The 23,190-nt window shown below is 68.8% G+C and carries 21 protein-coding genes and 4 pseudogenes; 11 read left to right on the top strand and 14 right to left on the bottom strand.

The genetic code is table 11. The annotated features are described in order from the left end of the window. Positions 1-178 precede the first annotated feature (178 nt). Entirely contained in the window at positions 179-574 is a 396-nt protein-coding gene (locus tag AB0946_RS32710; protein WP_366764295.1) for a cupin domain-containing protein, read from the bottom strand. A gap of 53 nt (positions 575-627) precedes the next feature. Between AB0946_RS32710 and AB0946_RS32705 the strand changes: the two genes are divergently transcribed. From AB0946_RS32705 to AB0946_RS32690, 4 genes and pseudogenes are all read left to right on the top strand, one after another. Further along, positions 628-1,620 (top strand): helix-turn-helix domain-containing protein, encoded by a 993-nt coding sequence (locus tag AB0946_RS32705; RefSeq protein ID WP_366764294.1) that lies wholly within the window; start codon positions 628-630, stop codon positions 1,618-1,620. A 669-nt stretch (positions 1,621-2,289) separates the two neighbouring features. Beyond that, positions 2,290-3,048 carry an SDR family oxidoreductase gene (locus AB0946_RS32700; RefSeq protein WP_366764293.1) on the top strand — a complete coding sequence of 253 codons (759 nt, stop codon included), beginning with the start codon at positions 2,290-2,292 and terminating at the stop codon, positions 3,046-3,048. A gap of 80 nt (positions 3,049-3,128) precedes the next feature. Next, positions 3,129-4,028, top strand: coding sequence for an AraC family transcriptional regulator (locus AB0946_RS32695; protein ID WP_366764291.1), 900 nt, complete (start codon positions 3,129-3,131; stop codon positions 4,026-4,028). Positions 4,029-4,074: 46 nt separating this feature from the next. Next, positions 4,075-4,568, top strand: a pseudogene (locus tag AB0946_RS32690) (transcriptional regulator); the annotation flags it as partial. A 372-nt stretch (positions 4,569-4,940) separates the two neighbouring features. Here AB0946_RS32690 and AB0946_RS32685 read toward each other — a convergent pair. From AB0946_RS32685 to AB0946_RS32665, 5 genes and pseudogenes are all read right to left on the bottom strand, one after another. Next, positions 4,941-5,801: a DUF427 domain-containing protein gene (locus tag AB0946_RS32685; RefSeq protein WP_366764290.1), complete on the bottom strand. Its 861-nt coding sequence runs from the start codon at positions 5,799-5,801 to the stop codon at positions 4,941-4,943. Between the two features lie 127 nt (positions 5,802-5,928). Beyond that, positions 5,929-6,333: pseudogene (locus AB0946_RS32680) on the bottom strand (ATP-binding protein); the annotation flags it as partial. 28 nt (positions 6,334-6,361) lie between these two features. Then, positions 6,362-7,231 (bottom strand): alpha/beta hydrolase, encoded by an 870-nt coding sequence (locus tag AB0946_RS32675; protein ID WP_366764289.1) that lies wholly within the window; start codon positions 7,229-7,231, stop codon positions 6,362-6,364. Positions 7,232-7,314: 83 nt separating this feature from the next. After that, positions 7,315-7,851 (bottom strand): hypothetical protein, encoded by a 537-nt coding sequence (locus AB0946_RS32670; RefSeq protein ID WP_366764344.1) that lies wholly within the window; start codon positions 7,849-7,851, stop codon positions 7,315-7,317. A gap of 210 nt (positions 7,852-8,061) precedes the next feature. Beyond that, positions 8,062-8,352, bottom strand: coding sequence for a Na+/H+ antiporter NhaA (locus AB0946_RS32665; protein ID WP_366764288.1), 291 nt, complete (start codon positions 8,350-8,352; stop codon positions 8,062-8,064). A gap of 27 nt (positions 8,353-8,379) precedes the next feature. Between AB0946_RS32665 and AB0946_RS32660 the strand changes: the two genes are divergently transcribed. Then, positions 8,380-8,895: a CGNR zinc finger domain-containing protein gene (locus tag AB0946_RS32660; RefSeq protein ID WP_366764287.1), complete on the top strand. Its 516-nt coding sequence runs from the start codon at positions 8,380-8,382 to the stop codon at positions 8,893-8,895. Between the two features lie 12 nt (positions 8,896-8,907). Here the strand turns inward: AB0946_RS32660 and AB0946_RS32655 are convergent, their stop codons facing one another. From AB0946_RS32655 to AB0946_RS32630, 6 genes and pseudogenes are all read right to left on the bottom strand, one after another. After that, positions 8,908-9,585, bottom strand: a complete 678-nt coding sequence (locus AB0946_RS32655; RefSeq protein ID WP_366764286.1) for a TMEM175 family protein — start codon at positions 9,583-9,585, stop codon at positions 8,908-8,910. Between the two features lie 239 nt (positions 9,586-9,824). Continuing rightward, on the bottom strand, positions 9,825-10,172 hold the full coding sequence (locus AB0946_RS32650; RefSeq protein ID WP_366764285.1) for a LysR substrate-binding domain-containing protein: 348 nt from the start codon (positions 10,170-10,172) through the stop codon (positions 9,825-9,827). A 243-nt stretch (positions 10,173-10,415) separates the two neighbouring features. Further along, a complete protein-coding gene (locus tag AB0946_RS32645; protein ID WP_366764284.1) occupies positions 10,416-11,399 on the bottom strand; it encodes a transketolase C-terminal domain-containing protein in 984 nt (327 codons plus the stop codon). Next, entirely contained in the window at positions 11,392-12,348 is a 957-nt protein-coding gene (locus tag AB0946_RS32640; RefSeq protein ID WP_366764283.1) for a thiamine pyrophosphate-dependent dehydrogenase E1 component subunit alpha, read from the bottom strand. The genes AB0946_RS32645 and AB0946_RS32640 overlap by 8 nt, the downstream gene beginning before the upstream one ends. A gap of 234 nt (positions 12,349-12,582) precedes the next feature. After that, a pseudogene (locus AB0946_RS32635) lies at positions 12,583-12,780 on the bottom strand (SDR family oxidoreductase); the annotation flags it as partial. 419 nt (positions 12,781-13,199) lie between these two features. Then, a complete protein-coding gene (locus AB0946_RS32630) occupies positions 13,200-14,033 on the bottom strand; it encodes an IclR family transcriptional regulator (RefSeq protein ID WP_366764282.1) in 834 nt (277 codons plus the stop codon). A 671-nt stretch (positions 14,034-14,704) separates the two neighbouring features. Here AB0946_RS32630 and AB0946_RS32625 point away from each other — a divergent pair. The 6 genes and pseudogenes from AB0946_RS32625 to AB0946_RS32600 all read left to right on the top strand — a co-directional run bounded on the left by AB0946_RS32625 (position 14,705) and on the right by AB0946_RS32600 (position 17,913). After that, positions 14,705-15,115 carry a RidA family protein gene (locus tag AB0946_RS32625; protein ID WP_366764281.1) on the top strand — a complete coding sequence of 137 codons (411 nt, stop codon included), beginning with the start codon at positions 14,705-14,707 and terminating at the stop codon, positions 15,113-15,115. Continuing rightward, positions 15,112-16,209, top strand: coding sequence for an aminotransferase class V-fold PLP-dependent enzyme (locus AB0946_RS32620; protein WP_366764280.1), 1,098 nt, complete (start codon positions 15,112-15,114; stop codon positions 16,207-16,209). Before AB0946_RS32625 ends, AB0946_RS32620 begins: the two co-directional genes overlap by 4 nt. A gap of 359 nt (positions 16,210-16,568) precedes the next feature. Beyond that, positions 16,569-17,176 (top strand): annotated as a pseudogene (locus tag AB0946_RS32615) (transposase family protein); the annotation flags it as partial. A 171-nt stretch (positions 17,177-17,347) separates the two neighbouring features. Then, entirely contained in the window at positions 17,348-17,506 is a 159-nt protein-coding gene (locus AB0946_RS32610) for a hypothetical protein (protein ID WP_366764279.1), read from the top strand. A gap of 20 nt (positions 17,507-17,526) precedes the next feature. Further along, positions 17,527-17,697: a hypothetical protein gene (locus AB0946_RS32605; RefSeq protein ID WP_366764278.1), complete on the top strand. Its 171-nt coding sequence runs from the start codon at positions 17,527-17,529 to the stop codon at positions 17,695-17,697. 12 nt (positions 17,698-17,709) lie between these two features. Then, positions 17,710-17,913, top strand: coding sequence for a hypothetical protein (locus AB0946_RS32600; RefSeq protein WP_366764277.1), 204 nt, complete (start codon positions 17,710-17,712; stop codon positions 17,911-17,913). Between the two features lie 131 nt (positions 17,914-18,044). Here the strand turns inward: AB0946_RS32600 and AB0946_RS32595 are convergent, their stop codons facing one another. Both AB0946_RS32595 and AB0946_RS32590 read right to left on the bottom strand, forming a co-directional pair. Beyond that, on the bottom strand, positions 18,045-20,828 hold the full coding sequence (locus AB0946_RS32595; protein WP_366764276.1) for an AAA family ATPase: 2,784 nt from the start codon (positions 20,826-20,828) through the stop codon (positions 18,045-18,047). Between the two features lie 1,136 nt (positions 20,829-21,964). Continuing rightward, positions 21,965-22,801: an alpha/beta hydrolase gene (locus AB0946_RS32590; RefSeq protein WP_366764275.1), complete on the bottom strand. Its 837-nt coding sequence runs from the start codon at positions 22,799-22,801 to the stop codon at positions 21,965-21,967. Positions 22,802-23,190 lie beyond the last annotated feature (389 nt).

The raw sequence follows: 23,190 nt of genomic DNA, 5'->3' as shown, positions 1-23,190 counted from the left end.
CACGCGCGACACGCGGGTCCATCAGCCCTTCAATTCCACGTCATGACCGGCGGAGTTCCCCTGCGCGAGCCGGACACCGCCAAAGACTGAGCCCCGCGCCGGACACTCGGTCAACGTAAGCGACCCGGTGACTGACGGGCCGACGTCGGGGGAGGGGCACGAGCGAAGCCTGTCCGGCTCAGCCGGGGAGTGCGTGCCCGGTCGTTGAGTCCACGTGGTCCGGGATCTCATCGTGGCGATCGCCCACGCTCGGGGTCCCGGTGGGCTCGAACATGAGGATTGCAGCGCCGGACGGAGCGTATGGCCTGTGCTCTGTGCCTCGGGGGACGGTGAAGACTGCCCCCTGCGGTAGCAGGACCGTGCGCTCCCCGTCGGCCTCACGCAAGGAGATGTGCAGCTCTCCGTCGACTACCAGGAAGAATTCGTCGGTGGTGTCGTGAACGTGCCAGATATGTTCGCCCTCGACCTTGGCGATGCGGACGTCATAGTCGTTGACACGTGTGACGATGCGGGGACTCCACAGGGCATCGAAGGAGGCCAGTGCCTGGCGAAGGAGGATGGGCTCGTTACTCATGGGGCTCATACTGAGCCGTTTCGGATGGCCAGCGTGAGTGCTAAGAATCGCACATGACGAAAGAATCCTCGCACGCTGTTCAGACGGCGGGTACACACCGAGTCGTCGTGATCGTGGACGAGAACTCGAACCCCTTCGAGCTCGGCTGTGCGACCGAAGTCTTCGGTCTACGCAGACCAGAGATCGGCCGTGATCTCTACAACTTCAGGCTCTGCTCCCCCGAGCCGCGCACCATGATGCGAGACGGATTCTTCACGCTCACAGGAGTCGCCGGTTTGGAAGCGGCCGACGAGGCGGACACCTTGATCGTCCCGAACCGCCCGGACACCGAGGTGCCCCGCCGTCCCGCCGTGCTGGATGCCATCCGGCGGGCGCACGCACGCGGCGCGCGCCTGGTCGGGTTCTGCAGCGGCGCTTTTACGCTGGCCGAAGCCGGAGTCCTCGATGGGCGCCGGGCCACCGCGCACTGGCAGTGGGCGAATTCATTCCGGGCTCGCTTCCCCTCTGTCCGGCTCGAATCAGACGTACTTTTCGTTGATGACGGTGACATCCTCACCGCCGCGGGGAGCGCGGCTGCGCTCGATCTCGGGTTGCACATCGTCCGCCGCGACTACGGCGCGGAGATCGCCAACTCTGTGAGCCGGCGACTGGTCTTCGCGGCGCACCGAGACGGTGGGCAGCGGCAGTTCGTGGAGCGCCCCATGCCCGACCTGCCCGACGAGTCCCTGGCGCCTGTCCTGGCCTGGGCACAGGAGCGGTTGGACTCACCGCTCACTGTGTCTGACCTTGCGGCGCGTGCAGCGGTCAGCCCGGCGACGCTGCATCGCCGCTTCCAGGCGCAACTGGGCACGACGCCGTGGGCGTGGCTCACGGCGGAACGGCTTGCCCTAGCGTGCCGGTTGATCGAGCGAGGTGAGTCCCGTTTCGAGATGGTCGCGCGGCGCAGCGGGCTTGGCACAACCGCCAACCTGCGCACGCTAATGCGCCGCGAGACCGGCATCACGCCGTCGGTATACAAGCGCCGCTTCGGGCCGGAGGCGAACTGACACTCGCGCATCCGCGAGAGGCGGATGGTGATGCACGCGAGGCCCTGGCCAACGAGGCCGCCGTGCGCTGGTCACCCGGCGGCGACACCAGATCAGAGCCAAGGCCCTCTGCACCGGCTGCCCGGTGCGTGTGCACGCCCCGTCCTGGCACGCATCCGGGTCACCCGCACCGGTCAGGGCCAGCCTCGTCACAGACCCGACCACATCGTCGCCGGTAATGCCTGCAGCTCCCGCTGTTTCCGCGCTTGCCTGCGACGGCGAGGCATCGCGTCCGCCACACGGTGCCAATGACCATGAAGGTGGCCGCCGCCAGCTTCCAGTCTGGTTGCCCGGTTCGGGCAGCTTGGCCCGGGCCAGCGCGGCGAGCGCGGCCACGTTGTCGATGGCCGCCCTCTTGTACCGGGCGGCTCCTCCGGGGACACGTTGTGCTCCAGCACGCTGGCCTGGCGCTGAGCAGGTCGCACAGCATTCGGCGGCCGGCAAGGGACTCGGCGGGCACGGCGGCGAACCGCTCGGCGCGCTCCCGCACCGGCGCAGCTCAGGAGGGCAGCAGGATTGGGCAAGAGGTCGGGAGGATCTTTCTGTTCGCCAGGATGGTGACGCGGTTGGCTTGAGGTGTCACATTCCGTACGGAGCCTCCAGGGCTCCGGATGCCCAGGAGGCACACAGATGAAGGTAGCCGTCGTCACCGGCGCCAGTTCCGGCATCGGCCAGAGCGCGGCCGTCCAGATCGCCAGGCGCGGGCCCGGTGTCATCCTGACCTACAACTCCAATGAGCAGGGCGTGAAGGACACCGTCCGCGAGATCGAGCAGTCGGGCGGCACCGCCGTGGCGCTGCGCCTGGACATCGGCGACACGGCCGGCTTTCCCGCCTTCCGTGAGGCGGTGGCCGGGGCCCTGCGCGAGACGTTCCAGCGGGACTCCTTCGACCACTTGGTCAACAACGCGGGTTTCGCCGGGATGGCGATGATCGAGGAGGCCACCGAGCAGGAATTCGACAAGCTCACAGACGGCCTGTTCAAAGGCCCGTTCTTCCTCACCCAGACCCTGCTGCCGCTGCTGGCCGACGGCGGTGCCATCGTCAATCTGACCAGCAACTCGACTCTGCCCCAGGTGACCGTGCCCGGTTACTCCGTCTACGCGGCCCTCAAGGGCGCCGTGGTGGTCCTCACCCGGTACATGGCCAAGGAGTTCAGCGCCCGCGGCATCCGCGTCAACTCCGTCGCCCCCGGCGCCACCCGCACCCGCTTCGCCGATGACGCCTTCGCAAGGAACCCCGAGATCATTCCGGACCTGGCGAAGACGTTCGCGCTCGGCCGGATCGGCGAACCCGACGACATCGGCATGGTCGTGGCCATGCTGGTCTCCGAGGAGGGGCGCTGGATCACCGGCCAGGACATCGAGGTCTCGGGCGGCCAGAACCTCTGACCAAGCGCCCGCGATGACATCCCTTTCCCGATCCTGCTGCGACAGAGCAGGCTGAGACGGGTCCGTGCAAGGGTGAAGGCATGCTTCTGGACGAGATGCGCGAGCTGCTGAACCGGCATGCGCGCCCCGATTTCACGACAGCGATCGACGGTGTTCAGGCGTGCCGATTCGACCAGCGCAGCGCTCCTGCCGCGGGCATGTCCGGCACCGTGCTGGCGGTGATCGCCCAGGGCGGCAAGCGTCTGGCCCTGGGCGAGCGCCTGTACGAGTACGGACCCGGTCAGTACCTCGTCAGCTCGGTCGATCTCCCCGTCACCGGCCACGTCATCGACACCGGGCAGCCCACCCTCGGCTTCGGTATGACCCTCGACCCCGCCGACATCGCACAGCTGCTCCTGGACGCCGACCCCCGCGACCTGCCTGCCCCGGCACTCAGCGCATCCGTCGGCATCGCGGTCAGCCAAGCCCCCTCGGAACTGCTGGATGCCATCGTCCGGCTGCTGCGGTTGCTGGACCGGCCCGCCGACCGCAAGATCCTCGCCCCGCTGGTCAAACGGGAAATCCTCTGGCACCTGCTGCGCGGCGAGCAGGGGCCCGCCATCCGGCAGCTCGGCCTGGCGGACAGCGGACTGGCCCACATCAGCCGGGCGGTCCGGCAGATCCGAGAGCACTACGCGGAGTCGTTCCGGGTCGAAGACCTCGCACAGACAGCGGGGATGAGCGTGTCCGCGTTCCACCGCAACTTCCACGCCGTGACGGGAATGAGCCCCATCCAGTTCCACAAGCGCATCCGCCTGCAGGAAGCCCGGTTGCTCCTGGCCAGCCGCCCCTCCGACGTCACCGGTGTCGGCCACACCGTCGGCTACGCGAGCTCCTCACAGTTCAGCCGCGAATATCGCCGTATGTTCGGCACCCCGCCCAGCCAGGACGCGGTCCGTTTCCGGGCCAAGCCACCCGTACCCGCCGCGGCCCTGCCCTGAGATCCGGCATTCGAGCGGCTCGCCGCCGGGCGGGCAAGCGCCACTCCGACTTGACGCGATCGCCGGCTTCATCGCCACGCCTATCACGGTCCGGCGCGGCCTGCTGGCCCGCCTGCACTACCTCACCCGCACCGACCGCGCCCGCGCCGCCGCCCGCGAGGCAGGCCTGACGATCACCGACCGCACCCTGAGGGCCTGGCTGGAAGGGCGACGAGCCCCATCCCGGCAGAACCTAGTCCGCATCGAGGCCGCCTGCCGCACGGAGCAACGTGGCCCGCAGCCTTCTGACCCGCCTCAGCCGTGCCGGCCGCGGTACCCGGGTGGAGTGCCACCCGCTCAACCAGTCCCAGGTCTCCCGCCCGAGGCAGCGGGAGCTGAGCTGCCGCACGCTCAACGTCCGGCACTGGGACCGGATAGTCGCCGGATGGGCGGCCGGTGACGAGGCGGTCTCGGACGACGCGGGTGGGCGACGCGACGGTGGACCCTGGCTTGGAGTGGGGCCAGTACGAGTACGCCACCAACATCGGCTTAGCCGCCTGACCCGGGGGCGCAAACGCTCCTGGGAAGGCCGCTGTGCGGCTGTCCCCCGCGTTTCGATGTTCGTCTCATCAAGGTGGGACGGCGGTCAGATGGCCCTACAGGGCCTCAAGGTCGATGCTGCTGTCGATAACCTGAACCCCCGTCTGCTGGCGCTCCCCCGACCCGGGCAGACAGGCCGCTGTACCCCGGACCCCGGGTCTGGGGGCAGCCATGTTCCGCAGCGACACCTCAGACAGGGTCGCCTTGTCGGGCCGGGCATGAAACGACTCTGGACCCTTGGGGCGGCGCTGGCCCTGGCGATGGTCGCTTTTCCGTGTGCGGTCCCAGGTATTGCGAACGCCGAAAGCGGCTACGGGCCGGCGGTCGCGGTCGTCAGTGTGGCACGACCTCGTCGGCGTCCAGGCCGCGGTCGATACCGTGCGGGACGACGTTCTGGCCGGGCTCGGGATGCAGGCGCGTGCCGTCGAGATAGACCTCGACCTTGTCGGCTTCGAAGGACACCAGGTCGCTGATGCGGTCGACCTCCCGGTAGGCGTTGCGGTACGACCATGCGGCGCGGCGCGCATCGCCGATGTCGTAGTAGCCGCACAGGCCCTTGTAGGGGCAGAAGGTCTGGCTTTCCACCGGGCGCAGCCGGGCTTCGTCGATGTCGGCGCGCGGGACGTACCAGCGCGGGGCGAAGCCGGACTCGTAAAGGACGACGGGGTGTTCGGAGCGGGCGATCACGGCATCGCCGAGGCGGACTTCCAGGGTGCGGGAGGTGCTGCGGATGTCGATGCGGTGGTAGGGGTCCGCGGCGTGTCCGAGGATGCGTTCGTCCTCCTCGTAGAAGGCGTCCATGGCGCGCCAGGCGAAGGCGATACGGCCCTGGAGTTCGGCGGCGTGAGCGGGCAGCGCGGTGAACTCCCAGGCGGCGCGTTCGGTGGTGCGCTCCCCAGCGTGCACCGCGTACCAGGCGGTGTCGCCGAGGTCTTTGTGCGGGGTGACCTTGTCGCTGGCGACCAGGGCCTGTTCATTCACGTCTTCGCGAGGGAAATAGGCGACGGGGTAGCGGCCTGGCTCGTGGAGCAGGACCACGTTCTCGCTGTCGGCGATCCAGGTGCTGTTGAACTGCACGCGCATGCGACGGCGCAGCCGCTCGGCGAACAGGAGGCGTTCGGGGAGGGGGTCGGGGGTGAGGAAGCGTCCGATGGCACCCGCGGAGAGGGGGCCTTGCTGCCAGGACAGTCCCATGACGGGTTCCTTCCGGGTGCGGGGTGCGCCAGTGGCCGCACCCCGGATGAGGTGGTGGTTGTCGGCGGTCAGAGCGTGCAGGAACAGCGGTGTGGGCCTCTGGCCGGCGGAAGCAGGTCCAGACGGTCTTGCCCTGGCCGGTGAGGGCCCGTACTCCCCAGTCGTCGCACAGCTCCTGGATGATGCGCATGCCTCGCTCGGCCTCTGCGCTCGGTGAGGAGGGCGGGGTGTGGACGCGGGAGTTGTGCGTGGTGTCGTGGACTTCGACGTGGAGGCAGTACGGGTGCCGGATGAGGCGGACCAGGTACGTACGGCCGTCCGGCCTTCGATGCTGGACGGCGTTGCCGGCCAGTTCCGGGACGCAGAGCCGGATGTGGTCACCGCGTCGGCAGCTGCCCCAGCTGTCGAGGGCCCGCATCGCGAAGTAGCGTGCGGCGCGAACGGTCTGCGGGTCAGCGTCGACGGCCTGTTGGGCGAGGTGTCGCCTGGCGGGTCCTTCGTCGGCTGCGGCGGGAGGGGACGGGCCGGCGATTGCCGCGGCCTTTCCGGCGCCGTGTGCGTCAGGCGAGGACGCGGGCGAGGAAGTCGCGGATGTGCTCGGTGATGGTGGGAAGGTGGCTCTCCAGGGCGAAGTGCCCGGACTCGAGCAGATGGATCTCGGCGTCGGGCAGGTCCTGGCGGAACGCCTCGGCGCCCGCAGGGCCGAAGATCTCGTCGTTTGCTCCCCAGACCGCCAGCAGCGGGACCCGGGAGTCGCGGAAGTACTGGTGGACCTGCGGGTAGAGGTCCACGTTGGTGGGGTAGTCGCGGAACAGCCTGAGCTGGATCTCGTCGTTGCCGGGACGGTCCAACAGCGCTTGGTCGTGCACCCAGTTGTCGGGGCTGACCAGGGTCGGGTCGGTGACACCGTTGACGTACTGCCAGCGGGTGACCTCCAGGGTCAGGGCGCCCCGCATGGGTGCCTCGGTGTCCGGTCCCGGGGCCTGGGCGTAGGCGAAGACGCCGTCCCAGAAAGGCTTGACGAAGCCCTCCTCGTAGGCGTTGCCGTTTTGGGTGATGATCGCGCTGATGCGGTCCGGGGCCTGGAGCGCGAGCCGCCAGCCGATGGGGGCTCCGTAGTCCTGCACGTACATCGCGAACCGGTCGACGCCCAGCTGCTGGAGCAGGTCGGAGGTGACGTCGGTGAGGGCGTCGAAGGTGTAGGGGAAGGCCTGCAGGGTGGGCATCGCCGACTGGCCGAACCCGATGTGGTCGGGGGCGACGACGTGATAGCGGTCGGCAAGGGCCGGGATGAGGTGGCGGAACATGTGCGAGCTGGTCGGGAAGCCGTGGAGGAGAACCACGGCGGGTTGCTGCGGGTCACCGGCCTCCCGGTAGAAGACCTCAAGACCGTTGACGGTGGCTGTGCGGTGGTGAACTGCGGGGATCATATACCTAACCCCTCCGTTGAGCTTCAGTGGTTACAGTTCCAGTCGAGCATGCCCATCCTAACCTGTCAATAGAATTTTACTGGTTAGGTTGCGGTTGTGGTCGGGGTGTCGCCACGCCCGGGCGGTGTGGCTGGCTCCAGCCTCCGCCTGGGGAAGGTCCTCAGCCGGCGCAGGCGCCCACCCAGGCGGTCGACGCCCGCCTGTCCGCCTCGCACTGCATCGGAGGGCGTCGGCTTGGCTCCGTGGACTCTCCTGGCGACCGGCCTGAGACGCGTGGGCGCCGGCCTGGTGCTCGCGCGGGTCGTGGTCCGGCGGCCCGCGCGGCCCGGCCGGGTTGGCCCGCGCTGCGCCCGGGTTCGGTGCCGGCGCACGGCCAGGCGCAGGACGCGGAGCTGCTCTTTGGGCTCCGGCCTCAAACAGGCTCGCTCAGCGCCTTCGCGTGCCGCGCCGGGGGCCTGCGTGAGTGCACCGAGGTCGGGGGCGCTGTTATGGCGCTGACCGTTGAAGAAGAAGGCGGGTGTCCCGGAGACCCTGCTGCGGTCGGCCGAGGCGATGTCGCGCTCGATCCGGTCGCTGTGTATCCGGCGGCGCAGGTCCTCACGGAGCGTGTGTACGTCCAGGCCGAGTTCGGCGGCGTAGCCGAGCAGGTCGCGCTCATTTCCAGCCGGTCCTGGCGCTGCAGCAGCAAGGTGTGCATGGGCCAGAAGGCTCTTTGGGCCGCCGCGACCTCAGCGTCGCCGTACTCGACGACGGTGACCGCGGCGACCTCTGGACCTTTGACGTGATCGAGGCCGGGGTCGACACCGCTGGCCAGGTCGGTGAGAGGCGGCTCAGCACCGGTAGGGCGCGGTGGCGGGCCGCGCGGGCAGCTGCGCGGTGAAGCAGTAGACCGGCGAGCTGTGCAGGCTGGATGCCACGACCGCGGCCAGGATGCCCACCTTGGCCTCCTGCAGCGACCTTTCGGTGAAGGCGAGATTCGCGATCAGCAGGGAGACCTTGAAGCCGATGCCGGCGAGGGTACCGCCACCGGCGATGGCGGCCCAGCCGACGGGCGGCCGCAGCCGACCGCCGCTGACGCGGTCGACGGCCCAGGCATTCACTGTGTTCGTGTAACCTGTCAAGCGAATTAATCTGGTTAGGAGTAGGCGATGATGGCCGGCAGGGAACAGCAGGACGCACTGCTGGAGCTCCTCAATACGACGCCGGTGGTCAACGGGGAAGTCCGGGACCAGCTGGCCGACGCCGAAGAGGCCGGCTCCTGGCAGCAAGCCCACGGCGGCAGCGGCAGCGCAGAAGAGCGCCGGCACCTCCTGCGGGCGCGTGATGCCTTGCAGGACGTAGTACGTGGCAGTCGGCCGGCCGCGTCGCTGACCCCACTACTCGAGGACGTCACCTCCCGCCCGCACATCTCGTCCGCAGGGGTGTCGTGGGAGCTGGACGCCCCCGCGGAGCGCCGGATCGCGGTGGAGGCCGTTCTGGCCTGGAGCGCGCTGCAGGAGATGATGCCCGGCCGGTTGCGGCCATGCGCTAACCCGGAGTGCCGGCTGTTCCTCATTGACCGCAGCAAGACGAACAAGGCCCGATGGTGTTCGATGGCCGTCTGTGGCAACCGCATGAAGGCGCGGCGCCACTACCAGCGCACTCGCGACGGCGCAGCCGGGTGACACCTCCAGTGGTTAGCTCTGATCGCCGTGGCCGTGCCGAGGCCTTGCCTTGGCGATCTCGCCCGCGATGGGCAGCCAGTAATAGAGGATAAAAGCGCTGATCACAGCCACGCCGAGTACGGGGAGCAGGGCACCGAGCAGGGTTCCGGTACCGAGCCAGATAAGGGCGAGCTGGAAACGCCGGCCGATTGCTGTCACGCCGGCGGAATCGATGGTGGCGGCGAGTAGCCGACGATCATGACGGACGTACCACCAGATGACGTTGAACAGAACGGCCGCGAATTCGAACGCGATGCCGTGCAGGACGACGGCGGTGCGCTGCCCGTGCCCGTCGCGGAACGAGTCGGCCAGCACGGAGGCGGCGAACGGCAGGAACGCGATGTCCATCAGCAGTACGGTGTTGAGGAATAGCACCGCCCGGTCGGCGCTACGGATGTGGTCGAACATGATGTGATGGTTGGCCCACACCTGCCCGATGAGCATGAAGGTGACAGCGTAGGCCAGGTAGGACGGCCAGAGCGTGGCGAGGCCGTGCAACAGGTGGCGGGTGTCGTGCGGCGGGCGGATCTCCAGGACGAGCAGCGTGATGGCGATGGCGATGACGGCGTCGCTGAACGCGACCACCCGGGCCGGATCGCGCTCCACGCCGAACGGCGCCGACTCTCCTGGTTCCTGAACAGGCTCTATCATCGCCCCAGCCTCTGGTACCGGATGCTACTTCGCGAGCAACCGTGCGGCATGTCTCGCGTGGTGCAGGGAACGCACCCAGCACTGTTGGCGTGACAAGCACTGTAGGTGTGACAGCCAGGCAGGCCGGCACGCTCCGGTTCACGGTCGGCGGGCGCGTGGATCAGCTCCCACACAGTCACTGGTGGCGAGGCTCACTGCTCCGCGGCCGGGCCCCCCGGGCTGGTCCCGCGCCTCGGAGTTCACGCTGGGCAGCCCCCGCCGCAGGTCGGCGATGAACCTGCGCACCAGCGCATCGATGAACCTGCGCACCAGCGCATCGGAGGGAACCATCGTGATGGCGAGGCCATCGCGGTGCACCGAGTTTCCCGACGGCGCACCACGGCCGAGGGCCGTCCCGCCAGTGCGGACACCGGCACGATGGTCACCTCCATACCGGACCCCGCCAGCTGCGCGGCGGTTCGCGGGCTGCGGGTCCGCAGGACGACCGTCAAATCGATGCGCCAGGCGGTGATGAACTGGTCGATCCACACGCCCATACCGTTCTCAGGGTCATAGTGCACGAACGGCTCACTGACAACCTCCTCCACCGCGACGGACGCCTGGTCAGCGAGCCGGCCAGGCGGTGAGCGTGGCTCCGGTCAGCTCCCAGCATGCGGCACGGCTTCGGCCCCGGAGGGCGACTCCGGCTCACTCACCGCACCCAGCTTGTCCACCGACAACTTCGCGACGCCTGCGGCGACGAGCGCGGCACTCAGGGACTGGATCGAGCGTGGGTTCGGCGGGTTCCGCTTCGGCGCGTGAGGTACGGATGTTCTTCGGCCTGCTCGGGCTCAAGAACGAACGGATTGTGTGATGGCCTCCGCGATGGCGTCGCGGCCGGGGATGACAGCGGCGGCCAGGGCGGGGGCTGCCGGGATGCGTACGGGAGGCGTTCCTACGCGTACGGGGGCGGAGCGCTGGGGGATGCCCGCCTCTGCGAGGGCGGCCAGGATCTCGCCGCCGACGCCGCCGATGGTGTGGGCTTCGTGGACGACCACCAGACGCCCGGTTCGCTGCACACTGGCGAAGACGGTGGTCAGGTCGAGGGGGCGGATCCACCTGGCGTCGATGACCTCAGCCCGAATCCCCTCGGTGTCCAGGTTGTCCGCCACGTCGAGCACTTGCTGTTGGATTGCGCCCCAGGTCACCACGGTCACGTCGGTTCCTGGCCGGCGCACGGCTGCGCCACCGATCGGTGGTACCTCGCCGTCGACCCGGACGTCGGCTTTGTTTGCGTGGTAGAGAGTCCGGTTCTCGATGACGATCACCGGGTCGTCGCACCAGATCGATGCCAGCAACAGGTCGTAGGCGTCTTGGTGTGTAGCGGGCATGCATACCTGAAGCCCCGGCACGTGGGCGAACAGCGCTTCCAGGCTTTGGGAGTGCTGGGCGCAGGCCCCCGGGGCGCTGCCTTGCTGGGTGCGGATGGTGAGAGGCGCGGAGAGGCTGCCTCGGGATACGTAGCGGACGTTGGCAGCCTGGTTGACGATCTGGTCGAGGGCGACGAGGGAGAAGTCGGCCCACATGATCTCGGCGATGGGGCGGCGGCCGAGCATCGCTGCGCCGACCGCGCCGCCGAGGATGGCCGCTTCGGAGATCGGGGTGTCGAAGACCCGCTCACCGAACTGCTTGCGCAGTCCCTTGGTGACGCCGAAGACACCACCTGGCGTGCCGACGTCCTCACCGAAGAGCAGTGTCTCGGGTCGCTGCTGCAGGGCCCGGCGCAATGCGGCGTTGACCGCTTCCGCATAGGACAGGTGCTTCGTGTCAGGCATACAGGTGCTCCAGCACAGTCGAGGGGTCGGCCAGGGGGTCGGCCAGTGCGCGTGCGGACGCTTCGGCGATCTCCGTCTGCACTCGGTGTGCGACGGCGTCGATCTCGGAGGCCGGAACGCCGGCGGCTCGCAGTCCGGCGGACAGCCGCACGATGGGCTCGTCCGCCGCAGCCTCGTCAAGTTCGCCGGCGGGCCGGTAGTGCTGTGCGTCGCCGATGTAGTGACCGACGAGCCGTTGGGTTACCGCTTCCAGGAGGATCGGACCCTCACCGCCCCGTGCGCGCTCTGCTGCGTGCCGGACCGCTAGGTGCACGCCGTGCGGATCGTTGCCGTCGATACGCATGCCGGTGATGCCGTATGCGGAGGCGCGCTTGTACAGCTTGCCCACGCGCACCATGTCGGCGATCGGCGTCAGTTCGGAGTAGCGGTTGTTCTCCACCAGGAAGATCACCGGCAGACGACGGACAGCGGCGAAGTTCAACGCCTCGTGCACGGCGCCCTGGTTCATGGCCCCGTCACCGAAAGCCGCCAGGGCGACGCGTCCCGATCCATCGTAGGCGGCCGCCAGAGCGGCTCCCGTCGCGATCGGTGCTCCGGCGCCCACGATCGAGTTCTCGCCGTACATGCCGTACTCCGGGGCGGTCAGGTACGCCGACCCGCCCCGTCCCCCGTTGATGCCGGTCCGGCGGCCCAGCAGCTCGGCGAAGAGCAGGTAGGGCGGTGCTCCGCAGGCCAGCGTCCAGCCGTGGCCGCGGTAGGTGGGGAAGACCGCGTCCCGGTCCAGGTCCAGGGCGGCGCACGCTCCGGTGTAGATGGCTTCCTGGCCGTTGCACAGGTGGATCGATCCGACGAGGTCGCCGGCTGCGCGCAGGCGAGCGACCTCCTCCTCGAAGAACCTGATGCGTTGCATCGACTCCAGATAGCCGAGCAGTTCGGCTGTTTCCGGCATGGCTGTGGCCACGCTCCTTTCGGTGGTGGTGCGGGGCTGACAGTCAGGCTCCGCGGGGAACGTCGCCTTCGCGACGAGGCCGTGTCCGGTGAAGTGTCCGGCCGTGGGGTGGTTGCTGGAACTCGACCGCGGCGGCCCCCTCCTCGGGGTTCCCGGCACGGCCGAGTGCGGCGTCAGGAACATCTGGTTGCCGGCCCGTCTCGGCGTGGCGGGCCTTGAGCCGCCCCGTGGAGATCAGGCCGGGGCCATCACGTCGACCCTGGTCCCGTGGGGGCCGAGGTCGCGTGCGAGATACCGGGCGTACCGGGTGACCGCGGCCCCGGCGGTCCCGTAGTACGTGTGATCGCACTGGTAGGCCGGGGCCGGGGCCGGGCCGCTGCCCGAGGAGAGGCTGACGAGGGAACCGACGTCCTGCCGCTTCATCGAGCCTGCTGCCTCCTGGCAGCGGTGCCCGGTCCGACCAGGCCGAGACGATGGGCGTGGTCGACCTCTGCGAGGTCCGTTTCAGCGGCCCGAGGGCCATGTGCGGGGCCCGCGCCCCCCTTTCGCTTGCAGACCGCTACGTCGACCCGGCCCGACACGACGAGTACGGCACCGATCGCGAACGTACCTGGTCGCGGCCGGTTGCATCACAGTGACCCTGCACGGCCTTCGCACCGCAGGCGACGGCGTGCTGCCTGATCGATAGTGAGGCCGGACCCTCCTCGCCAGGTGCTGTGCCACCCGAGGAGAGGTCACGGTCGAGCGCCGCGACCGAGGCACCCGCAGAGGCCGGGTGCAGCGCACACGCTCTATCGATCCCGCGAGCTGAGCTGTTTCGGTGACCACCGCGCGGGCACCCTCCGGCGGTTTCACGACGCGTGGCTGTCCGACCGGACGGACGGGAAACGTGCCGGTACGCCCAGCCGGCCGGTCCGTAGCAGGCTGGTCGCCATGGAGGCGGCCTCGCGCACGCCGACGACCAGCTGATCCCGCCGTTCGTCGAAACGGCTCACCGGAACAGCGACGGCGAAGGCCCCTGCGGGAGCGCCGTCCTCCTTGAAGAAGGCGGCCGAGACACAGGCGACACCCGGGGTGAACTCCTCGCGCTCGATCGCGTAACCCTGTCGGCGGACCGCCGCGAGTTCGACGGTGAGCTGCTCGAAGTCGGTGATGGTGTGCGGAGTGAGGGGCGCCAGCTGAAGTCCTTCATACATCACAGCCACCTGTTCCGGGGGCAGGTGGGCGAGTACCGCCCTGCAGGAGGCCCGGGCATGCGTGTGGGCGGAGTATCCGACGTCGAGAGCGGCGACGTGCAGCGTGTGTGCCCCAGTCAGGTAGTGCTGTAGTACGAGGCTGCCGTGGTACCACCCTGCCAGGTAGGACGTTTCCTGGGTCCTGGCGTGCAGGCGGGCGAGTACGACGGCGAGTTCGGGAGACGGCCCGGACCGCCGCTGAAGGTGCCGACTCAGCGACGCGGCCTTGGGGCCGACGTCATAGCGTCCTCCGGAGAGACGGACCACGTAGCCGCCGACGACCAGCGTGCGCAGCAAGTGGTAGCAGGTGCCTATCTTGATGTCGAGCTGTCGGCTGAGCACCTTGGCGGTGGCGCTGCCGTCCCCGGCGGCCACTGTCTCCAGCACGCGCAGTCCGCGGTCGAGTGTGCGCAGAAGGGTGTGGCGTTCATCGTTGTCGTCATCGCTCATGCCAGTTCACCTGCCAGCCGGGTCGACGCGAGTGCCGGGGCTCCCGCCGCTTCCATCACTTCTTCTCCTTCCACGGACCGCAAGCGGCACCACAGAGGGACATCGGAACCAAAGTCGAGATCATCGAGCGTGGCCGGAGACCGGCTGCGATGCCGCCCTTCGTGTCCGCTGTCCTCCTGCCTCGCATGCGACCACCGGTAGGCAGAGGTGATGTTCCCAACCACTCTTGTTCCTCCGCCGGACGCTCACCGGAAGCAGCCTCGTCGAGGCCACTGCGCTCCCCTCGACGCGTTTCAGCACGCGCTCGCCCTCGGGCTGGCCGGCCATCTGAAGTACCTCCTCGCATCGGGTCGCCGCGGTCCGACCACTATGCGGCGTCGAAGCCAAGGATCTGCACATAATCGAAGAGGTTTTTCAATTATCTGAAACTCTGACGGCCTGCGGCTCACCGTGACCTTTGTGCGACCTACTGTGTCGAGCTCACACCACTGCGATTGCCAGGAGGACGTCATGGCGCATGAGGGCCTTGCACGCCGGCCTGATCGGCGACACGTCATGGCACACGGGAGGTGCAGGGTCCTGCACCGCTGCTGCGGGGCCGGCAGCCGTCCGCACCAGGGCGCCGGCCCCCGGCGAGCCCTCCGCTTTCACCGGATCGGCGGGGGTGCTCTGTGATCCGCCGATGGAGCCCCACCGAGATCGGCCCCCCGGTCGGGCAGTACAGCCACCTCGCCGCGACCAGCGCAGACAACGAGCTGATCTTCGTCTCCGGTCAGGTCGGCTCCTTGCCCGACGGCACCCTGGCAGGCTCCGACGCCGCCACCCAGACCCGGCAGATCCTCGACAACCTCGGTGTCCTGCTCGCCGGTGCCGGAGGAGGGCCGGAACACCTGCTGAAGGTCTTCACCATGGTGGCCGGCACGGAGCACGTGGCGGGCTGCCGCTCGGCACGTAGCGACGTCTTCGCACGCTGGTATCCCGACGGGGACTGGCCCGCACAGTCGCTCATCGTGGTCGCCGGGCTCGCGTCGCCCGAGATCGTCGTCGAGATCGAGGCCGTCGCGGCCATCCCCCGCTCATGAGCCCCGAGGAGTTCCGCGCTCTTTTTCCCGCGCTCGCCTCCACCGTCTGGCTGGACACCCCCGGCTGCCCACCTGGCGCCGCTCCCGTTCTCGATGCTCTGCGGACCGCTCTGTCCGACTGGGCGACCGGCGACTTCGACTGGCTCTCCTGGGACGCCGCCGCTGACGAAGCGCGCCGGCTGTTCGCCGGGTTGCTGGGCGTGGAGGCGGAGACGGTCACCGCCCTCGGATCACTATCCGAAGCAGCAGCGACCGTCGCGGGTTCCCTGCCGGCGGGACGAATCGTCCTGGCGGCCGAGGAGTTCCGGAGCAATCTCTTCCCCTGGCTCGCCCGTCACGAGGTGGTCGCAGTGCCGCCGAGGAACGGCACCACCCACGTTGCCGACCTGATCGATGCGATCGATGACGACACTGTCATGCTCGCCATCAGTGAAGTCACCACACGCGAGGGGCAACGAATGGATCTCCCGGCGCTGCGTGTGGCGACCGACCGGGTGGGGGCACGTCTCTTCGTCAATCTCACCCAATCGCTGGGCGCACTGCGCTTCGACTACGACGCAGTGCGGCCGGACTACCTGGCTGTCCACGGATACAAGTGGATGCTCTGCCCCCGTGGTGCGGCGTGGCTGGTCACCGAGCCACGCCGCGTGCCCGGACTCACACCACTTGCCCCGAGTTGGAAGTCCACGCCTTCCCCCCACGGCTATTTCGGGGGCCCACCCGACTTCGCCGACACGGCGTCCCGTTGCGACACCTCACCCGCCTGGTTCTCCTGGATCGGCGCCTGCGCGTCTCTTCGCCTGTTGACGAAGCTGGACCCGGCCAGGGTCGAGGCCCACTGCCTCCGCCTGGCCGACCGACTCCTCGTCGAAGCCACCGCTCTCGGATACCACCGGGTCGCGCAAGGTCCGCGGTCCCACATCGTCGTCTTGCGGGCCGAACACCCGCGACGCACATCCGAGACGCTGGCCGCCCACGGCATACGAGCCACCACGCTCGCCGACCGCGTCCGCTTCGGTTTCCACTACTTCAACAACGATGCGGACGTAGACGCAGCCGTAGCTGCGCTGCACGCCGGGAAAAACACTGAGTAGCTGATCGTCCCGGAATGGGTTGAGGTCTCGGCGATTTAGGCCAGGGGTGTCCGGGTGCGCTGATCTTGTCCCGAACGACCGGTGGCAGCAGCGGCGTGCCTGAGCTGCTCCGGACGGCCTGGCGTCGGCCGTGGGACCGGACCGGGGTCGGCGCCAGGCCACGCCTGCACGCCGCCCGCCGGTCGAACCGCGCCGCACCGAACCGGTGTCGGTATGAGATGCGTCGAGCGGACATCCTCCCGCGGACCTACCTGCCCGGCTGAGCTCCTGAGTGAGTTGTGCAACGTAAGCGAAAGGGTGTTGCAGAAGGCTTGGTAGCGGGCATTTTGCCTGTACGGGTGGGGTGTTGAGGGCTGAGCCGGGGCGGCAATGGCCCGGGTGGTGGTCGGCCGTGGTGTCTTCCGCTGGCTGAGTGGGTGCTGTTGGTGGCCGTGTATCACCGCACGAACCTCACCATGCGGCAGCTCGCGACGCTCTTCGGCCGCTCACCTGCCATCGCCTGCCGGAACATCCAGCGTCCGCGGCCGTTGCTCGCGCTGGAGCCGGCGCCCAGGCCGGTGCCGGGCGTCGACCGGTTATGGATCGTGGACGGCACCCTGATCCCGGTCCGTGACCGTAAGGTCGCAGCCTCCTCACGCACCTACCGGTTCTCGGCGAATGTGCAGGTCATCGTCATGCTGACACCCGCCTGGTGGTGACATCCCTCCGGCCGGCCCCCGGCGACAAAGCAGACGCGCATGTCTGGCGCGAGTCGGACCCGCCAGCCGTGGCGGCGGGCACCAGGGTGATCGCGGACGGCGCCTGCCTGGGTACCGGCCTGATCGTCCCGCACCGCAGACGAGCCGGACGATCCCTCCTGCGCGGCCAGGAGGAACCCTCTGGCGGCAGTCGCGGAGGATCGGCGACGGCCTCCACCACGCCGTCCAGGGCCGTCGCCACCATGCACAACCTCGCCATGGCAGGGTGAAACAGCAGGTCGGCCATCACCCACCGACGCCGCCACCAAGCCTTCTGCAACACCTCTGAGACGCAGGCGTCAGCGCTCAGCGGCATTGAGCATCTGCCTGAGCTTCGCCGCAGGCGCCGGGGCGGCCGACTGCTGACGGATGTCACTCGCGTCGCCGGCGCCGTAGGGAGTGTGGCACGCCGGCTGTCCGGGCTGAAAGCGCCACCCTTCGCGCAGCGGGCCCACGTCGACGACGTCGAAGCCCAGGCGCTGGAGCCGCCGGGTGACGTCGTCTTTGGCGGCAGCGTCGTCTCCGGCAAGGGGCAGTGCCGTTTGTTCTCCGTGACCTGAGGTTGGGCCAGGTCCCTGGAGTGCTTGTAGCCGATGTTGTTGATGGTCTTGACGACGTGTGCGTCAGTGAAGTGACGCTGCAGCAACTCGCTGCTCGTCGTGCGCTCGCGATCCAGTTCCCGGGCGAGCGGTACGCGCCGGAGGTAACGGTTGGTCATGTCGATGAGCGGCTTTCCGGCCCCCAGGCCTGAGGGAAGCGACCGGTGCTTCTCGAATCGCATCAGCAGGACCAGCAAGGCACCCGCCTCGGCGGCCTCTCCTGGGCTGACGACGCGCACACGACCGGGAAAAGACCGCATCAGATCGATCAGCGGTTCGTGCTCACCCACCACGCTGTACGCCACGTCGATTCCCGCAGCCACCACCATGCTGATCAAGGTGCGCTCACCGACGTGCACCCGACGTAACCGAGGACGCGTGCACGGTCACCCATGATGAAAGTCCTCGCCGTACAGGGTATTGATTTTGTCGCGACGGCTTCGGTGTCGTGATGCGGCTCATGCGGCGGCTGTGCCGGTCGCGGTGCCCGGGATGCGGGTCATTCATCCAACTTCGTCAGTGCGTCACGCAGCGCTGCGCGTGAGGCGATGCCGAGCTTGGGAAAGACCTGGTGCAGGTGCGCGCCGATTGTTCTGGGGGAGAGGTAAAGCCGCGCGGCGATTTGCTTGTTGCTCAGCCCCGATGCGGCCAGTTCCGCGATCTGCCGCTCCTGGGGGGTGAGCAACGTGTTCCCGGCCGCTGCTTTTCTCGGGGCGATCCATCCGGAGGCGCGCAGCTCCTTGTACGCGCGTTCCGTCCAGGGACGGGCGCCGAGCGAAGTGAAGGCGTCGAGCGCCATGCTCAGCGGTCCTCGGCACTCCAAGTTCGCCTGTGCCCGGCGCAGCCTCTCACCGTAAGCGAGCCGAACCCGGGCCAGGTCGAACGGCCACCGCTCGACGCCGGGCGACGCCAAGGCCGCGTCGAACAGACGTATCGCCTCCTCGTCGTCTTCGGTGCACAGCGCCGCCGACCCTCCGGCGAGCAGGGCGAGCCTGGGGGTGAATGCTGCGATACCCGTCTCGCGCATGGCGCGCACGTGGGCGACTGCTTCTGTCCGGCGGTCGGTACGGACGGCGGCTTCGACGAGGTCCATCGCCACCCACAGGGCGTGCGGCACATGGGATGCGAAGATACCTGGAGGGCTGATGGCCGATGCGTGCTGGAACGCACTTTCGAACTCACCGCGCCCCAGGTCCGCGACGGTGCGTACGTGTCGGGCGTAGTGCAGCGCTGTTCCGATTCCCCGCGGCGTCGCGAAGCGGACGATCTGGTCGGTCAGACGGCCGACTGTGGCGTCGTCACCGCGCGGGGCGGCGACGAGAGCTCGGCAGTACCAGAAGTACCAGGCGAAGAAACCGTATCCGGAGTCCTCGCACAACTGCAGCCCCTCGTCGGCCAGTTCCGTGCACTCGTCCCACCTTCCGGACAGGAAGTCACCCAGGCACAGATGCATGAGGGCGCCGAGAGTTCTTCGGGCAGGACCGCCGTCCCGTCCCTGGAGAACGACTTTCCAGGAAGGGCCGCGCAGGTCTGCCAACCGGTCTGCGTAGAGCGACGCGGTTCCGATACGCACGATGCGGCCGGGGTCGCTCTCGTCGGGAAGTCCACTGAGGATGGATTGCAGTTGCCCCAGGGCCGCGACCCCCGAGCGAGCCGGATCGGAGAACGTCTTGCCGGCTACGGACAACAGCGCCGGCGGCTCCGGATGCAAGCGGGCGAGTGCCGTGTAGAAAGGACGCCAGAGTTCGGCACGCCCGCCGTAGAAGCAGAGGAGCAGCAGAAGGTGGAACGCCTCGATGAGAGCGGCGTCCTTGGCGTCGTAACGGTGGGTGCCGGACTCGATGGCGTCTACCAGCAGTCGGTGCGCGGTGTCGATGTCTCCGCCGCCATTGATGGTCAGGTAGACGGCGGCAGCAGCGGAGTGCAACGAGTCCATTAGGCCCGGATCCGCTTGGCGGGCGTTCTCGAGCAGTTCAGTCACGCTCCGGAGGTCGCCGGTCGCATCGGCGCCGATATAGGCTGCTTCGGCCAGCCTTCGGGCACGGTCCGAACCGCGGGGGCTCAGATCGGCGCTCCGAACCAGGGCCGCCGCCGCCCCAACGGCGTTGCCGCGCGCGCTGATGAGGTGCGCGGCCCGTTCGAGGAGGGAGGCCACCTCCTCGTCCGGCTCGACGGAAGCCTCGCCCAAATGCCAGGCCCGGCGCTCGGGCTGCTCCACCAGTACGTGGGCCAGGGCGAGATGGGCCGAGCGGCGCTCAGCGGTGGTGCAGGCCTGCACCACCGCTGAGCTGATCAAAGGATGGCGGAAGACGAGACGTCGGCTGGCTTCCTCGAAGTACACCAGCCGGTCCCGCTCGGCGGGCGCGAGAGCCTCCAGACCGCCGTCATGGCCGGTCTGGCGTGCTGACGCCTGGAGAACGCCGAGGTCACCGGTTCCGTCGAGCGTCGCGAGCAGCAGGAGGTGCCGTGCCGGAGCGGGAAGGGCCAGGACCCGTGAGACGAAGAGCACCTGCAGTCGCTCACTGAGGGGCAGAACGGCCGGAAGACCCTCCAACGCAACGTGTTGCTGCCCGGTCAGCGCGGTCGGCAACTCGAGCAGAGCCAGCGGGTTCCCTTCCGCCACCGTCAGCAGCCGCTGCCGCACCCGCTCGGCGAGATGAGGGAAGCGTGCGTCCAGCAACTCCCTCGACGCCTCCCTGTCCAACGGCGGGACCTCGTACTCGGGGAGCCCGATGCGACTGAAGAAGGTCTCGGTCCCCGAGCGCATGGCCCCTAGGAAAGCAATCCGGCTGCCGTCCAGCCTGCGCGCGACGAAACCCAGGACAGCGGCGCTTGCGCGGTCCAGCCACGGCAGGTCGTCGATGACGAGCAGCAATCGGTCGTCGGAGGCCACCTGACGCAGAAGCGTCAGGGTCGCACTGGACACCACGAGCCGCTCCGGCGGCGGTCCGCTGCCGAAGCCCAGTGCGATGCGCAGAGCATCGTTGTGGACGCTGTCGAGGGCGCTGAACGAATCGGACAGGGGGAAGAGGAGCTGGTTCAGACCCGAGTAGCTCACGTCGGCCTCGAACGCGACTCCCGCGGCACGCAGGACCCGTGTTCCGGTCGATGACACGATGTCCGCAGCAGCATCGATCAGGGCCGTTTTTCCCACTCCCGCCTGTCCTGATATCAAAAGCGCTCCACCGCGGTTGGTGGAGGTGACGAAATCGCAGATGCGCCCGATTTCCCGCGTGCGCCCCACCAGGGTGGCGCGCACGTCTCCCTCGAACAGGTCACCCATCGGTCACGCTCCAGTCAACCGTCCGCGCAGAGCCCGGTCCACCGAGACACCTGGGCCGTTTGAGACTTGAATAAGATGGGATGCCGATGCTACCGGCCGGGCTTTGCACCGCGAAAAACTTTCACTGGATGAAAGTGCTGTCCGACTCGTGGTGTGTGACTCGTGGTGTGTGACTCGTGGTGTGAGGGCACACCGCGGGCGGGCGTCGTGGACTGCGTGCGCGAGAGATCCGATCGAGCGGTCGTGCGTGTGACGGGCCGGCAGTTCTCCTCGTGTCGGTGGCGCAGGGCAGCCGTCGCCGTCCCGATCACCGACTCGGCCGACCACCGGCGGCCGGGGAGTGGGAAGGAGCAGCTCCGCATGGCTGGAAGGAGCGAGCGCGATCCCGGTGAAGGCAGTTGCCGGGGGTGCGGGCGCACGAGGTCGACCGCGCGCAGGAGGCCCTGGCGACGCGCCTCGTCGCCTTGATCTCGCACCGGTAGCGGTTGCCCGGGCGCGTGCCGTCGGCCTTTGGACGGCAGCGGCCTCCCGGGCGCCCTCGGCGAACTGCTGGACCTGGAGGCTTCTTCAAACGGCTGGCACTCACGGCAGTCGAGCAACCAGCCGAACCTGTTCGGCGGCCTGATGAGACAGGCGAGGCTCCCTTGTGCGGGAAGCCTGGTCTGTGAGGACGTGGCCTGCGTACGGGGAGAGAGATACGACTGTGTTTCCACAACGGTTGCGGCTGCTCCCGTGGCGGCACTGCCCACCACGGCCGTCTGACGCTCGGCGGTGCATCCCTGTGGTGCTCGGTAGGCGCCTGTCGCGGAAAGCCGTCGGTGGCCGGACCCCTGCCGACGAGGGCTGCCACCGCGAGACCGCGCACGGCAACGGAGAACATCACAGGTCGCGGTTTCCCGACCCACGCCAGGGACCGGCCGTGGCGCGGGCACGGACGGGCGCATGGGGTTCATCACCGATGGTGTGGACGGATCACAGGCCCCGTACCCCCGGCCCGAGCCGCGGCGAGTCGATGGTCGACGTGGCGGTTCTCGCTTCGAGCGAGCACGGTCCGAACCGTGTCCGGACACTCGGGGATCACGGCTGTGAGGCAGGGATCGCCCCCGGGACAGCAGCGGACGGCTGACGCGCGTGTGTCAGGAGCGGAGGAATTCCAGTGCCTGCTGCACGAACAGCTCGTGGTACTGGAAGATGCCGCCGTGGCCCGAGTCCGGGTAGATGGCCAGCTTCGCATTGGGCAGCAGCCGGGCGAGTTCCAGCGTGCCGGCGGTCGGCCACATCGTGTCGTTGTCGCCGTTGACCACCAGGGCGGGATGTTCCAGCCTCTTCAGGCCGACGGGAGAGGCGCCCTTCTCCCATCTGGTCAGTGCGGTCAACTGCGCCGCGATCGTCTCGTCGGACACAGGAGTGTCGCGGTCCTCGGTGCGCTCGTCCAGGCGCCGGAGGAAGGAGTCCGCCGCTGCCTGGCCGGCGGGCGTCGGCTCGAAGAACAGGTAGTGCTTGGGGTGCTTGCCCTCCGAGGCAGCCTTCTGGAAGGCGGCTTGGAGCACGGCGCCGGTGGCGGCAGGCCCCTGGGCGCCTGCGGGGGTGGTGGCCGCGAGGATGATCCGGCGGACGAGGCCGGGGTGCCTCTCGGCGATCACCTGGGCGACGATGCCGCCCAGGGAGTACCCCAGTAGGTCGACTGTCCCCAGTCCGAGAGCTTCGATGAACGCCACGGCATCGTCGGCCATGGCTTCGAAACTGTCCGGTGTCGCGCCGCCGGAAGCGCCCACCCCCCGCAGGTCGACCAGGATGACGTGCCGCTCGGCCGCTAGGCCGTCGACGACTGCCGGGTCCCAATCGTCCAGCACGGCGGTGACGTGGTGCAGAAGCACGAGGGGAACACCCCCGGCCGCTCCTGTTTCGCGGTAGGCGAAGGGCGTTCCGTCGACATCCACCGCCTTGGTGGCGACGTCTTTCATTCCGGGCATGGTTCTACCTCACTGTCGCGTGCCGGCCACGGCGGCTCGGCACTCGCTTGCTGGTGTGGGACCGACGGGCCGACGTCAGGGGCCGGCGGTATCGGGTGGTGAAGGGGGGCGCCGGCGGCTGTCCTGTGACCGCAAAGGGTCGTCGGCCGGATACCGGCTCGGCTGCCTGACTGCATGGCGTCGGCACGCTTGGGCTGGGGTGGCCCGGACGGCGGCACGCTGCGGGATCCGGGTCCGGAAGGACCGCAGACCGGTGGCCGAGCCATCACCGCTCCTGACCGTGTCGCCGGCGGCCCGGTTCCGAAGTCCGGTCGGACGACGGGTGGTCTTATGACCGGGCGGCCCGGGTGCCTTTCCCGCTGGTGGCGTTCACCGGTCGGCGGTGAACG

The sequence above is a fragment of the Streptomyces sp. NPDC046870 genome, from assembly GCF_040704595.1.
GTDB classification, from domain to species: Bacteria; Actinomycetota; Actinomycetes; order Streptomycetales; family Streptomycetaceae; genus Streptomyces; species Streptomyces argyrophylli.
The sequence above is the reverse complement of the archived record's forward strand: the minus strand, read 5'-3'. Positions and strand labels throughout refer to the sequence as shown.